General features: G+C 47.1%; 12 protein-coding genes and 1 tRNA gene. 1 reads left to right on the top strand and 12 read right to left on the bottom strand.

All coding sequences use genetic code 11. From position 1 onward, the window contains the following. Positions 1 to 54 precede the first annotated feature (54 nt). The 5 genes from FYJ59_RS02760 to FYJ59_RS02740 form a co-directional block, all read right to left on the bottom strand. Positions 55 to 1,722, bottom strand: coding sequence for an ABC transporter substrate binding protein (locus FYJ59_RS02760; protein WP_205839433.1), 1,668 nt, complete (start codon positions 1,720 to 1,722; stop codon positions 55 to 57). A gap of 121 nt (positions 1,723 to 1,843) precedes the next feature. Continuing rightward, positions 1,844 to 2,803 (bottom strand): hypothetical protein, encoded by a 960-nt coding sequence (locus tag FYJ59_RS02755; protein ID WP_154495157.1) that lies wholly within the window; start codon positions 2,801 to 2,803, stop codon positions 1,844 to 1,846. A 149-nt stretch (positions 2,804 to 2,952) separates the two neighbouring features. Next, positions 2,953 to 3,621, bottom strand: a complete 669-nt coding sequence (locus tag FYJ59_RS02750; RefSeq protein WP_154495156.1) for a DUF1905 domain-containing protein — start codon at positions 3,619 to 3,621, stop codon at positions 2,953 to 2,955. Between the two features lie 211 nt (positions 3,622 to 3,832). Further along, positions 3,833 to 5,185, bottom strand: a complete 1,353-nt coding sequence (gene mgtE / locus FYJ59_RS02745; RefSeq protein ID WP_154495155.1) for a magnesium transporter — start codon at positions 5,183 to 5,185, stop codon at positions 3,833 to 3,835. Between the two features lie 154 nt (positions 5,186 to 5,339). After that, positions 5,340 to 5,987, bottom strand: coding sequence for a YigZ family protein (locus FYJ59_RS02740; protein ID WP_154495154.1), 648 nt, complete (start codon positions 5,985 to 5,987; stop codon positions 5,340 to 5,342). Between the two features lie 152 nt (positions 5,988 to 6,139). On the opposite strand from FYJ59_RS02740, the gene FYJ59_RS02735 reads away from it, so the two are divergent. After that, positions 6,140 to 8,809 (top strand): transglycosylase domain-containing protein, encoded by a 2,670-nt coding sequence (locus tag FYJ59_RS02735; protein WP_154495153.1) that lies wholly within the window; start codon positions 6,140 to 6,142, stop codon positions 8,807 to 8,809. A 240-nt stretch (positions 8,810 to 9,049) separates the two neighbouring features. Here FYJ59_RS02735 and gdhA read toward each other — a convergent pair whose 3' ends face one another. The 7 genes from gdhA to aroQ form a co-directional block, all read right to left on the bottom strand. Continuing rightward, entirely contained in the window at positions 9,050 to 10,396 is a 1,347-nt protein-coding gene (gdhA, locus tag FYJ59_RS02730; RefSeq protein ID WP_154495152.1) for an NADP-specific glutamate dehydrogenase, read from the bottom strand. A 214-nt stretch (positions 10,397 to 10,610) separates the two neighbouring features. Beyond that, on the bottom strand, positions 10,611 to 11,045 hold the full coding sequence (locus tag FYJ59_RS02725) for a hypothetical protein (RefSeq protein ID WP_154495151.1): 435 nt from the start codon (positions 11,043 to 11,045) through the stop codon (positions 10,611 to 10,613). 86 nt (positions 11,046 to 11,131) lie between these two features. Continuing rightward, positions 11,132 to 12,343 carry an SH3 domain-containing protein gene (locus tag FYJ59_RS02720; protein WP_205839432.1) on the bottom strand — a complete coding sequence of 404 codons (1,212 nt, stop codon included), beginning with the start codon at positions 12,341 to 12,343 and terminating at the stop codon, positions 11,132 to 11,134. A 93-nt stretch (positions 12,344 to 12,436) separates the two neighbouring features. After that, positions 12,437 to 12,508 (bottom strand) — tRNA-Arg (locus FYJ59_RS02715). Positions 12,509 to 12,576: 68 nt separating this feature from the next. After that, a complete protein-coding gene (locus FYJ59_RS02710) occupies positions 12,577 to 13,473 on the bottom strand; it encodes a DUF5688 family protein (protein ID WP_154495149.1) in 897 nt (298 codons plus the stop codon). A gap of 152 nt (positions 13,474 to 13,625) precedes the next feature. After that, complete coding sequence (gene efp / locus FYJ59_RS02705; RefSeq protein WP_022154943.1) at positions 13,626 to 14,183, bottom strand: elongation factor P; 558 nt, start codon at positions 14,181 to 14,183, stop codon at positions 13,626 to 13,628. An 89-nt stretch (positions 14,184 to 14,272) separates the two neighbouring features. Beyond that, complete coding sequence (gene aroQ / locus FYJ59_RS14425; protein ID WP_118550386.1) at positions 14,273 to 14,701, bottom strand: type II 3-dehydroquinate dehydratase; 429 nt, start codon at positions 14,699 to 14,701, stop codon at positions 14,273 to 14,275. Between the last annotated feature and the right edge of the window lie 81 nt (positions 14,702 to 14,782).

Here is a 14,782-nt window from a genome sequence, read left to right as displayed (position 1 = left end):
AAAACAGGCAGTATCTGCTGTTCGTAGAACAGAAATAACCGCCTGTCTGATATTTTATTCCTCTGTGGGTTTCTCATAATATGCGAAATCGTTCTTGCCGTTCTTTTTCACCTTATACATGGCATCATCCGCGCATACGATCAGCTGTTCCAGATTATCGGTGTCCTTGGGATAGCTTGCAATACCGATGCTGCCGCCGATCCGCCGTTTCGTTCCGCAGAGTGTCACATCTTTGGCAAATACCTGACGACACTGGTACGCCGTCTTCTCCACCAGCATGCTCTGATTGCTACGAAGGATCAGGATGAATTCATCTCCCGCGAACCGATAAGAGGTAAGTATCTGGGACTGCATGTCCTTCAGTCGGTTGGCTACCTGCTGCAGTGCCTCATCTCCCGCTGTGTGTCCGTAAGTATCGTTGATCTTCTTAAAATTATCGATATCCAGCATCATGACCGTACAGGGAATCTGGGCTCCGATCAGCTGTTCCAGATCCTTCATGAACTTGCTGCGGTTCGGAAGTCCCGTCAGGAAGTCATGCTGGGATGCCGATTCCATGATCGCGCGTGCCTGCTCCAGTTCCTGTAACAGCTTTCGTCTGCGGTAATTATCGAAGCACACCCAACAGATAATAACATTAAGTGCAGTGATAAGGATAAGTGCCGGGATCAAAGCCTCACGGTTCCTGGCAAAAAAACCCTCCCGATGATTTACAAATTCGGTATCTTTCGGAAACTGTGATGCCTCCAGTCCGAACTTTCGCATGACGTCTTCATCTACGCAATAAATGTTAGGGCTGTCCTTTACCACATTGATCTCTGCACTGTCGGTACCATTCGCGATATCCATGGCCATCTGTGCTGCGATCTCTCCGGACTTATACATGGATACCACATTACCACCCAGCAATCCATCACCGATCCCGGCCTCCACCATGCGGTACACCGGCACCTTGGAATAATTCACGAGCATGCGTACCGCCTGTGCACTGGTATACTGCTTGCCGCTGCCATCCTTTGACATTACAATGTAGATCAGTATGGTATTCTCATCCACCTTGCTGACTGCCTGCTGCAGCTGTGCAGTTGTCAGTTCGGAAGAATTGATCTCAGAGAATTCCAACCCCGGATATTCTGACTCGGCACTGTAAAAATTCTTACGCTCTGCCTCACCGGTCATAGAATCATCCAATATGGCCACTACTTTGTCCGCTGACGGATTTACCTTTAATGCCATATCGATATTTTTTTCCACTGACAGTTTCTCCAGCATCCCGGTTACCAGAGGATTCTTCGCTGCTTCCAGGGCATATTCCTCATCATTGACACCCTCAAAGACAATGGGGATGCCATCAAACAGTTCCTCCCTGAATGCCATTGCATAACGAAGTGCGGCATCATCTCCCACGATCACGACATCATAGGGATCTGAATGATCCAGATGGTACTTCATCATTTCGCCAAACATTGCTATTGACTCTTCCGTCCGGAAGCGCTTCGTATCCATGAATTCATAATCCACGGTGGTATTCTCGTCCACCCCCGCCTTGATTCCTTCGATCTGTGTCTGGACTGTATCCCATCCATAAGAATACGAGCTGATAAACAGTACCCGCTTTCCCTGATTCAGATTCTGTGCTTCTGCCTTCATTGACACCGTCCCAATAGTCCCAATGCCTATGAGAACAGCAAGCGCAAACAGCCATGCTTTCCACTTTCTCATATTCCTTCCCCCTAATTCCAACATTATGCTACCGGGGTCAAAAGTCTGAACCCAATACCACGATATAAGGAATTACATCACTGGTACTATTGTACCACATAATCGGCTGAAAGCAAAGAGCTTAATTCAATTTCGTAATAATACCTTCTTCTTTTTTCTCTTTCAGTTTTCCGCGAATGGTAGGTACTGCTCCCAGTGCCACAAACAGATACAGTATCAGCAGATTGGCTATGTAACTTCCTCTATCAATGACCTCCCGGTATAGCGCTTCCGGAATCAGACGATAACATTCAAATATATTGTAACCGGCCTCTGCACCGCCACCGTCACGGAGCAAGATAAATGCCCAATCCACCCGATCTGCAAAATAGGTCATCAGGATCATAATGATCACACTGATAGCCACTGCCTTATTAGTGAGCTTTCCGCCCAGCATTTCGTATCCCTTCAGGACACACACTGCCATGATCACACCGGAAAGTGCTGCCACATATCCCAGCTGACTGAGAATAAGAACACTCAGTGCTCCCAGCAGAGATCCCAGCAGGGCACCTACGATGCCTCCGATGATATTTTCCTTTTTCTGAGCGGTCTGCTGTGCCTTCATTGCCGTGTCGCTGCGCATTTTCATCTCACAATCCGGACACATATGATAGTATTCCCCGCTCATTTTCAGTGCAACCGTCTCCACCTGCTGTCCACACAGATCACAGCAGGGGCTGTAGCTGTTGGCACGTAAAAAAGCAGTCGTTGCCGTAAGGCACTCATTCATGGCATCCTTCAGATTCTTTGCGGTGGCCTGCACAGTGACCCGGATATCCATATTCTTCTGTCCCAGACATCCGATACTCTTGCTGCTCTTTTCAAATGCCTTGATCACCTTTTTGTCCAATACAGAACCGTCTGCACTTTTCGCTGCAGTATGCAGGACAATTGCAAAAGGACGACTTTCATCGTAAGGATATGCGATGAAGTCAAATCCGTCCCTCACGCCATGGAACAGGTCATTTGCCTCGTCATAGGGAAGTCCGGTAGCCATTGCCACTTCCTGATATGTTTCAATTATCTTTTTCTTATTCATTTCTCTCTCCCCGTCTTTCGTATTGATAAAATCATACCTCGTCTATTTTACACTTTACCGCATTGCTTTGCAACACCATATATTTTTTAACTATTTACACAAAAAGCTGCAGGGCAACGGCCTGCAGCTTATATTTATTCTTTCTTAATTTAACACTTGATCTCCAGGTAACCCAGTAATTTGCTCATATCATACTCTTCCAGTACGCCCAGATTTGAATCGTAGAATTTGCCATCGTAATGTACCAGGTAATGACAGAAACGTCCCATCTTTTCCATCATGATACAGCACTTCGGCAGCACAGCGGGTTTGCCCTCGGTATAAACGATGATATCGGTATGATCAATGCCGTAATAGTTCAGCGCAGAGATCACACGTCCCATGGTAGCCTGCCACTCTCTGCAGTCCATCACACTGATCACCTCTGCAATGGTAACACCGGCTAACATTGCGACACAAGCCTGACCGCACAGACCGTCCTCTGGCTGGATGATCACATTCATGCTGTCAATCTTACGGATCGGATTCTCGAAGCTGTAAGGGCTGTTCTGGTCCATACGGATCAGGGAACCGTTAATATGTAACAGGATCTTGTGAGGCACACCCAGCTCTACCTTTACGGCAGCTTCATCGGTAATTACGATCTCATAATTGCCCTTCTCCTTGGGGTGAAGCTCACACTCGATGATATTGTTATCCAGAACGATATCTCCCTTGATGACTTCTCTCTGATGACATACTTCCCATACATTAAAAGGAATCTGAATGGTGTACCCTGCATCCTTTTTCTCTACTTTAGATTCAAAAAAATATCTCATATTTCATTCCTCCGTTGCTTTTGCTGTTCCCGAATATTCTCTTAAGAAAAAGATTAACGAAAGCGGTTACATTTCACATTTATCCTGATTCTAACAAAAATTATCGTCCTTGCAAAGAGCTTGCGGAAAAGTATTGAAAAAAAAACATCCTGTCAAAAAAATGTCAAAAGCGCCTGCTTTCCGGCAGACGCTTTACCTATCATTTATTCTCTTATGATAACCCTAAAATTGCAGATGCGACACGGAAATATACCAGTAATGACATTGCATCAACGATGGTCGTTATGAACGGACTCGCCATAACCGCAGGATCGAATCCCAGCCGTTTCGCCAGGATCGGCAGGAGGCAGCCGATGATCATTGCGATCACTACCGCTGCTACCAGAGTCAGGCACACGGATGCTGCCACCAGCACCCCTACTTTATCCAATAACAGTAATTTTACAAAGTTCGCTGCGGAAAGTGTGATACCACAGATCAGTGCCACGCGGATCTCCTTGAATACGACCTTCGGCACATCCCGGTATTCGATCTCATTCAGGGACAATCCACGGATGACTGTAACGCTCGCCTGGCTTCCGGCATTTCCGCCGGTATCCATCAGCATGGGAATATATGCCACCAGTACCGCACACACACTCAGAGCATCTTCAAAAGAAGAAATGATGGCTCCGGTAAAGGTAGCTGACACCATCAGAAGAAGCAGCCAGGGAATACGCTTTTTGAAGGTCTCAAATACCCCGGTCTTCATATAAGGCTTATCGCTGGGCACGATAGCCGCCATTTTTTCCATATCCTCCGTGGTCTCTTCTTCGATGATATCCACGATATCGTCCACGGTGATAATACCTACCAGCCGGTTCTCATTGTCCACTACCGGCATGGCTGTAAAGTCGTATTTTTTGAACTGTCTGGCAACTTCTTCCTGGTCCATCAACGTATTGATGGAGATGACATTTTCATGCATGATGTCACCGATGATCTCGTCGCCGTCCATGAGCAGCAGATACCGCAGAGCCACCGTTCCCACCAGTCTTCTCTGGGCATCTAAGACATAACAGATATTGATGGTCTCACTGTCAAGTCCCACCTTGCGAATCCGCTCGATGGCCTGATTAACCGTCAGATTCTCCTTCAGGTCTACATATTCGACCGTCATGATACTTCCGGCAGAATCTTCCGGGTAGCGCAGTAAATGGTTAATATCTCTGCGCACATCCGGGCTTGCGTTGGTCAGAAGCTTTTTGACAATGTTGGCAGGCATCTCCTCCAGCAGATCGGCCGCATCGTCCGCCATCAGGTTGTTGATAATGTTCGTTGCTTCCTTATCCGACAGGGAGGTGATGATCTTCTGCTGATTGTCCATATCTAAATAGGAAAAAACGTCTGCCGCCAGGTCCTTGGGAAGGATGCGGAAGACCTTTAACATCTCTTCCTCTTCCAGTTCTTCCAAAAGTCCCGCAATATCGGCATCGTTGAGTTCAGCCAGGTACTGGCGCAGCTTGGTGTACTGCTTGGTGTTAAGAAGCTCTAATACCTCTTCCAGTTCTTTGATCTCTTCCATGATGATCCTCCTTATGATGTTTTCTATGGGTGTAACTTACATGGCAGCTTCGCCCCGGAAGTGGGTTGTCAGAGCTCTTCTGTGTACACTTCATAAAAACCACCACCTTTCCTCATGGAATCATTAAACCGCTATTTTTATTTTATTTCATTGGTTATTCTTTGTCAACGAAATAAGTCTCTTTCAATTTCTCAATTTTTACCTTTCCACAGGTGGTTTCTGTCAGGTTTTTCCTGACTTTTTCTTCATTTTCCATCGGGATAAGTAAAATAAATTTTACGTTTTCGGCATAGATACTGTCCATAGGAACGATGCCCTGCTGTCCGAAATAGTATTGCAGTTTTCCTACATCATTATAATCTGTCGTCACTTCCAGTTCACAACCTTTTCGCAGGATCCCCGTCTCGCAGTGGGCAAGACCTTCCTTCACCGCCTGGGTGTATGCCCGCACCAGCCCGCCGGTACCCAATAGGGTGCCGCCGAAGTACCTCGTCACCACCACCGCGATGTTGCGGATCCCGGAGCCTGTCAGCACTTCCAGCATGGGTCTGCCCGCAGTGCCGGAGGGTTCTCCGTCATCACTGCATCTTGTCAGTTCGCCTCTGCTTCCTATTATAAATGCAGAACAGTTATGTCTGGCATCCCAGTACTTTTTCTTCATTTCTTCTATAAAAGCTACGGCCTCTTCCTCGGTTTCACACTTACGGATCGTTGCGATGAAACGGGATTTTTTCTCCACGATCTCTCCTTCGCCGCCGGATAATAATACTCTGTAGCTGTCTGTTGCTGCCGTATCGCCCATGTTAACCTCACTTATTTTTGTTTTCCTTCGGATTCTTTTCCAGTGTAGCATAACTTTTCCAAAATGTGAAACAATTCTAAAAAGCCTTTATTTACATAGCATTATTTGGTATAATATTTTCGTCTGTATCTCAGACAGAAAGGACTTGTTTTATGAATTATGGTAAAAAAGGTGTCCGAGCGAAGCAGAAGGCACTCAACTCTAAATCACAAAAATGGGGAAGGAAGCTCGCGCTGACCTGTGTCAAGATCATGCTGGCCGCTGTCGTAGGCATCGGCATCTGCGGTGTAGCTGCCGGTATCGGTGTCTTCCGCGGCATCCTCTCTTCCACTCCCACGATCCGGCTGTCCGATGTCGTGGCAGTAGGCGAGGCTACTATCGTATATGATAAAGAAGGCAATGAGATCGACCAATATGTCAGCACCAACTCCAACCGTCTCTCCGTAGGCATGGACGAGATTCCCGACTACATGGGCAAAGCCTTTGTAGCGATCGAGGATGAGCGTTTTTATCAGCACAACGGAATTGATGTTAAGGGTATCCTGCGTGCCGGTTATCAGTTCATAAAGACCGGTGGCGAAGAAGCCCAGGGTGCAAGTACCATCACCCAGCAGCTGTTGAAGAACACCGTCTTCACCGACTGGACTTCCGAGGGGGATAACAAGATCAAAAAGATCAAGCGTAAGATCCAGGAGCAGTATCTGGCACTGGAGATTACAAAATACTACTCCAAGGATGAGATCCTGCTGCGTTACATGAACGCCATCAACTTAGGGCAAAACACCTTAGGCGTGGAATCCGCTTCCCTACGTTACTTCGGTAAGCACTGCAGCGATCTGACCGTCTCTGAATGCGCGGTCATCGCCAGCATCACGCAGAATCCTTCCAAGTACAACCCGATCAGGCATCCGGAGGACAATGCGGTACGTCGAGAGAAATGTCTGAACAAAATGCTGGAGCTTGGCTTTATCAGTCAGACACAATACGATGAAGCCATGGCAGATACCGATGCGGTATACGAGCGTATCGGGCTGTATGATATCGACTATCAGGAAGCCAATGCTACTACCGGCTCTTACTTCTCCGATGCCGTGTATGAGCAGGTAAAACAGGATCTGATCCTGTCCGGTTATAACGAAGCCATGGCAGAGACGTTGCTTACTTCCGGCGGATTGCGTGTGGAATCCACTCTGGATCCCAAGATTCAGGCAATTCTGAACGAAGAATATGCAGATCCCTCCAATTATCCGGAGAATGTGAAATGGTATCTGAACTATGCACTTACCATTATCTCTCCTGATGGCACCAAAAATAACTTCAGTAAAGAAAACATGATGACCTGGTTCAAGGAAAATCAGAATAAAAAGTTCAATCTGATCTTCTCCTCCCAGGATGATGCTTATGCGGCTATAGATACGTACCGTTCCGCCATGTTAGCCCAGTTGGGTGTGGAAGACAGTGCGGACAACTACGAAGAGACGATCACCATGACACCTCAGCCGCAGTCTGCTATGGTCATCGAAGAACAGAGTACCGGTCATATTGTAGCCATGATCGGCGGCCGTGGCTCCAAGGAAGGCCGTAGGACCCTGAACCGTGCTACCAGTGCAAAGCGTCTGCCCGGATCTACCTTCAAGGTAGTGGCCTCCTACGCTCCCGCTTTAGACAGTGCCGGGAAGACTCTGGCAACGGTCTACAACGATGCACCGTTTAATTACGCAGACGGTACTCCTGTACGTAACTGGTACAAGTCCGGCTACCGTGGCATCCAGAATATCCGCAGTGCGATCCGTGACTCCCTGAATATCATCGCTGTAAAAAATATCACAGTGATCACCCCGAGACTCGGATACGATTATCTGTTAAACTTTGGATTTACCACGCTGACCGACGGTGTCCAGGTCGGCAATGAGATCAAGTCCGATGTGAACCAGTCCCTGGCTCTGGGTGGTCTGACCTACGGTGTTACTCCTTATGAGCTGACAGCTGCTTACGCAGCCATTGCAAACGGCGGTACTTATGTAACGCCAAAGCTGTACACCAGAGTCACTGATTCCGACGGCAATGTAATCCTGGACAATACGAATCCTCCCACCAGACAGGTGATCAAGGAAACTACTGCTTTCCTGCTGACCAGTGCCATGCAGGATGTTGTTACTTCCGGTACCGGTGGAAAGGTTAACTTCGGTGGCATGGCCATTGCCGGTAAGACAGGTACCACAACAGGACCTACCGACGCATGGTTTGCAGGATATACCCCTTATTACACTGCTGCTACCTGGACCGGTTACGATAACAACGTAGACCTGAACAGTGCGGAAGACGGTGTCTCCAAGACTTTATGGCGCAAGGTGATGAAACGGGTTCATGAGGATCTGCCCAACACCCAATTCCCGGTTCCTTCCGGAATCGTACAGGTTGCGGTATGTTCTCAGTCCGGAAAGCTGCCGATCCCCGGTCTGTGTGATGGTTCTGTTTATACCGAATACTTTGCAGAAGGTACCGAACCTACCGAGAGCTGTGACGTGCATTATCAGGGCGAGATCTGTGCTTATGATGGGCTTCCCGCAAGTCCTGACTGCCCGTTCAAATACACCGGTATTGCTACGATGCCTCTCGTAGAGGATCCTGCATTACAGCAGGGTTCTACCGTCATTATCAACAATCCGGACGGTACACAGACAGTCAGCACACCGAACACCAGAACTCAGTGTCAGCATGACGCTACCTTCTTCGCGAACCCGGATTACGAAGCAGTCATCAATCAGCAGCAGGCTGAGATCAACGCACGGAATGCCGCTGCACAGCAGCCACAGGAATAGAACAAAAAGGTGCGCCGCATGGCGCACCACTAAAAAAGTCCCCGGAACTTCAGATTCCGGGGACTTTTTGATGCCTACGGATTGCTTCGTGCTATGCACTCTCGCAATCCTACCCTCTATTCGCATATCGTGGGATTATCATCCCACTTTTATGCTCATATCGGGGCGGGTCAAAAAGTCTTTCTCCCACATATGAGCAAGCTCATGTGGGTTTAGACCTTTTTCCCCTGGCATCATATACTATACAATACCCTGAGCGGTCATTGCATCTGCAACCTTCAGGAAGCCTGCGATGTTCGCACCTGCTACGTAGTTGCCTTCCATACCGTACTTTTTAGCTGCATCATCCAGATTATGGAAGATGTTCACCATGATGTTCTTCAGCTTGGCATCTACTTCTTCGAAGGTCCAGGAAAGTCTCTCACTGTTCTGGCTCATCTCCAGAGCGGAGGTAGCAACACCGCCTGCGTTGGATGCCTTGCCAGGGCAGAACAGAACACCGTTCTTCTGGAAGTACTCGGTAGCTTCCATGGTGGTAGGCATGTTAGCGCCCTCTGCTACAGCGAATACGCCGTTAGCTACCAGCTGCTTTGCATCCTCCAGATCCAGCTCGTTCTGAGTTGCGCAGGGAAGAGCTACATCACACTTAACAGTCCATACACCGTGCTCACCATTCTTCTTCTCATGATACTGTGCACTGGGTCTTGCTGCTGCATACTCAGTCAGTCTTGCACGCTTAACTTCCTTCACTTCGCGTAACAGAGCTACATCGATTCCTTCGGGATCATAGATCCAGCCGGTAGAATCGGAACAGGTAACTACCTTTGCACCTAACTGCTCTGCTTTCTGGATAGCGTAGATCGCTACATTGCCGGCACCGGATACAGTAACAGTCTTGCCTGCGATATCCTTGCCATTGCACTTTAACATCTCCTCTGTCAGATACAGCAGACCGTAACCGGTTGCTTCGGTTCTTGCCAGGGATCCACCGTAGCTTAAGCCCTTACCGGTCAGAACGCCTTCATACAGGCCGGTCAGTCTCTTGTACTGTCCATACATATAACCGATCTCTCTTGCGCCGGTACCGATATCACCGGCAGGAACATCGGTGTCTGCTCCGATATATTTGTAAAGTTCTGTGATGAAGCTCTGGCAGAAAGCCATGATCTCTCTGTCGGATTTGCCCTTGGGATCGAAATCGGATCCACCCTTACCACCGCCGATCGGCAGTCCGGTCAGGGAGTTCTTGAAGATCTGCTCAAAACCAAGGAACTTGATGATTCCTAAGTTTACAGAAGGATGTAAACGTAAACCGCCCTTGTAAGGTCCGATCGCGGAATTGAACTGTACACGGAATCCGTTGTTTACCTGTACCTGACCCTTGTCATCCACCCAGGGTACGCGGAACAGGATCTGTCTCTCGGGAGTTACGATTCTCTCCAGCAGAGCGTCCTTACGATATTTTTCCTCATTTGCCTCGATCACAACACGAAGAGATTCCAGAACCTCTTTGACTGCCTGGTGGAACTCGGGCTGTGCGGGATTTTTGGCCACTACCATATCAAATACTTCATCAACATATGACATCTGAATGTCCTCCTTCAATTGGTATACAGATTCATGACAACCTGGTTGCCATATGCTTTATTATAAAACGACTTTTTTAATTGCACAATAAACTTTATTCCACTAAATCGTAAAAGTTTTTGTCACTTTTCTGTAAAAATTGCACAAAAATTATACAAGTATACAATCTGTGCGTTATAGTGCACAGATTGCTAAAATAACTTCCTATGAGATTTTATAAATATTCTTTTAATGTTTTGATATTGCTGTTCTCCATGGCAATCAGCTCCTTCGCCAATGCCCTGCTGGAAGTATCCGCCATCTCTTCGTTATGCGCCAGCACTTTCTCCATCTCCAGCACTCCGTTGTTGCTTCCCTTTATGATCATTTCCGCTATATGTCCCGTGCCGGTATTTAGAAGTGTATTGTATCCGATGCCCATCTTAAGCATCATATTCTCTATAGCATTCGTGCGATAAATCTGCGTTTTGCCTTCTACCAGTTTCTGCACTGCTCTGTCATGCAGTCTGGAATATTGCAGCTCCTGCTCTGCCACAGTCGCAGCCAGACGATCATCGTAGATTTTATCCGTAACAGCATCCAGTGCTTTCATCGCCATTTCCGTATTACGCTGTATTTCCCGATAGATGTTAATTTCCTGTTTGTTCATCAAAAAAGCTCCTTACCGTTTTTGGTAAGAAGCTTTCCCTGAAATGACATGTTTTATTCGGATTCCGCTGATTTGCTGACGCATCGTTATTGTACGTACTCGCTCTTCACATATCCGATCTGTCCGTTGTATTTGATCTTGCTCCAGTCGCCTTCTGTGCCAACCAGCTCTGCGGAATCACCGCCGGAGAGAACTCCCAGTCTGTCTGCTGTCTCGCTGGCCGATGCACGCACGTTAATATTGGTGGTGGCAGTAACTGTTCCGATGGTCTCAGCTCCAGCTGCACTCTCCGCCAGCTGCAGGAACTCTGTCTTGATGTAACCTTCCTTGCCTTCGTAATCCACCTTGGTCCAGCCGTTAGGACGCTGTTCCAGAACCTGCAGCTTCGTACCGCCGGATACCTTGCCCAGTTTATCTGCCTGCTCACTGTCAGAGCTTCTGACATTCACGGTTGTGGTGGTGGTTACATATTGAGGTCCCTGATCCTCTGCCTCCTGCTGTTCGCCGTTTTCCGTCTGGGTATCCTGTCCGTCCGTGCCGCCTTCCTCTGTTCCGGCTTCTGCGACCTGAGTCTCTCCGGCCACCTGACTGGCAAGCTTCTCGCCTACCGCAATACTTACCTGAGAATCCAGTTCACTGATATACTGCAGCACCTCCGGATGGTCCACCATAAGTTCATTATATTCCACGGTAATCTTATTATTGAATTCCACAACATCATCCTGCGTGCTGACAGTCTTGATATATTCATTTACTTCTTCACTGTTCTCACCACGCTTAATATACAGTCCGCCCTGATCGTTGGTACAGATATAGAGTGCCTGATATCCGGGAACCTCTTCTTCGTGACCCACAAAAGAGATTTTGTAATACACATAGGCGATCACAGAACCTTCCTCCGGTCCCGTCTTGGTATATATTTCCAAAGTAGGATAATAGTCAATATACTGAGACAGTTCTACATAACGATACATATCCTTATCCGAGATTTCATCGCATACGGAACGAAGTGTTTCTTCATCACCTGTCGCCATGGCATTATAATACGTTGCGATCAGTGTATAAATCGCACCTTCTTCGTTGGCCACCAACGGCACTTCCTCCGTCGCCGTCTCTGTTGCCGTCTCACTGGCTGCGGATGCGATCTCTGCCTCCTGCTGTGCCTCTTTATGCCGGTTACTCAAACTCAGGCTTACGGATACGGTAATAGCCACCGCCACTACAACTACTGCCGGAAGCACGACCTTATTATGTTTTATGATATAATTGCCGATGGAATGTATTTTCTCTTTCCACATATATAGTCCTTTCCGAATTCTGAAATATTCCTTGAATTGCAAAAAGCCGCAAGCGGCTTCTCTCATCTCTCCCTATAATCAAGGTGATGTAAATGCATCCGACAGGAATCGAACCTGCATTAAAGGCGTCGGAGGCCTCCGTTCTATCCATTAGACTACGGATGCAAATATTACAAATTTGTTACATCACCTCGATTATAATATCATAAAACTCTACACATGTCCAGTTAAAATTAAAGTATTTTTACACAGCGCTCCTGCCTGCTGTATAAATAAAGTTGATCCGACAAAATCTCTTCCTGAGTCAGCTCCGTACTGTTTACCTCGGCGATCATCTCCTTCAGCTCCTCCGCACTCCGTCCCTGATCTACCGGAAGCAGAATAAATTCATGAACCGAACTGGGAATCAGATAATAATCCCCATCCACCCGTTTAGCCAGCTGCTCCAGCACTTTCGGGTATAAAATGCAGCAGGCACCGTATGTTTTCCCGGCATTTGTCAGGATCAGCATGGGAATCTCCCGTGCCAGATGTTGTCTTACATCTGCCTGAAGCTCCTCCAGCAGTTCCTCCAATGCACTTTCCATCGGCATAATGTCGCAGGGAAAAAGTCTGGGAGTATTTTTCACAGCACAGGCAAACAATTCTCTGTCCGTCACATTCCATGCGGACATATGATTGTTGTAAATAGGGATCATTCCGTTCTGCACTCCATTGCCATCGTATGCATAGTAAAAACAGGCAGCCAGATCCAGAACGGGAATATACGGCACCTTTTCCAGGAAGCTTCGGTTTTTATCACGATTGATCAGCCGGAAGCATATCCTGTCTTTTACTTTTTCAAAATCCGTGAAAAATGAGATATCGATCTGTTTTCCCACGGCATCTTCTCTGTACACCGTAACGATCTTCCGGATAATATCCGCAAATGTCGCACCTTCCTCATAGGCCTTTAGAAAAGAATTCAGGTATATGGTGGGCATCATGTTTTCCTGCGCCCTGCGAATCATAAGTCCCTGCAGGATCACTCCATTATTCTTTTGTACTTCTCTTAATTCTACGCTGTATTCCTCTCCAAGCGCCTCACTGACTGCACGCTGTACTTTTGTTCTGAAAACGGTCATTTCCATATAAATACCTCCATGTATCTCCGAAAGCGCTGTCTCCCCAGACAGGCTTTTACCCATGTGGTATTTCAAATTGCAACAAAAAAGGCAACAAGTACACCTTCGAAAAAAAGGTCACTCATTGCCTTACAGGTCTTATGCTTGGATATCAGTGATTATGCACGAGACAGATACTCACCGGTTCTGGTGTCGATCTTGATCTTGTCACCCTGGTTAACGAACAGAGGTACAGCTACGGTAGCTCCGGTCTCAACGGTAGCAGGCTTGCTGGCACCGGTAGCGGTATCGCCCTTGAATCCGGGCTCAGTCTCTGTGATCTCCAGTTCTACGAACAGAGGAGGCTCAACGGAGAATACGCTGCCATTGTGAGAGCAGATCTTGCACATCTCGTTCTCTTTTACGAACTTCAGTGCATCGCCTACGGTCTCGGAATTCAGTGCAACCTGATCGTAAGTCTCGGTATCCATGAAGTAGTACAGATCACCATCTTCATACAGATACTGCATATCCTTTCTATCAATACGCGCCTGAGGGCACTTCTCAGTAGGACGGAAAGTCTTCTCAACTACACCGCCACTCTTGATGTTCTTAAGCTTGGTTCTAACGAATGCTGCGCCCTTTCCCGGCTTAACATGCTGGAATTCGATAATCTGGTAAACATTGTTATCATACTCAATGGTAATACCATTTCTGAAATCACCTGCAGAAATCATAATGTATTCCTCCTAATATTTTCACGTCATAATTCTTTAATATTTTAATATAAAAGCATACATATTTCAACTACTTTTGAATATTTTTTTCAAATTTCTCTTAAGAAATCAATTGCCTGAAGATATCCGTCCAGTCCCTGGCCGTAGATCTGCTTATTACATACCGGTGCCGTCACGGAAATCTTGCGAAATTCTTCTCTGCTTGTAATATCGGAAATATGGACTTCCACTTTCGGAATATCCACGCTTGCCAGTGCGTCCCGGATAGCATAACTATAATGAGTATAAGCTCCCGGATTAATTACAATACCGGTTGTTCCATCAAAATAGGCTTCCTGGATCCTGTCGATAATGGCTCCTTCATGATTGCTCTGGAACGTCTGGATCTCATCCCCGGTCTCCTTTGCCTTTTTGTCGATCAGATCCAACAGATACTGATAATCCTGCGTGCCATAGATTTTCTTCTCACGGATTCCCAGGAAATTCAGGTTAGGGCCATTGATCACTAAAATTTTCATTTTCTTCTCACGCTCCTTTTTCTTCGGTGCTTCTTTCAGCTTACGAAGCTGCAGCTGCAGTTCCTCTGCCAGTTCATCAGA

This window comes from Waltera intestinalis (assembly GCF_009695995.1).
GTDB classification, from domain to species: domain Bacteria; phylum Bacillota; class Clostridia; order Lachnospirales; family Lachnospiraceae; genus Acetatifactor; species Acetatifactor intestinalis.
This window is presented reverse-complemented; position numbering and strand designations above follow the sequence as displayed.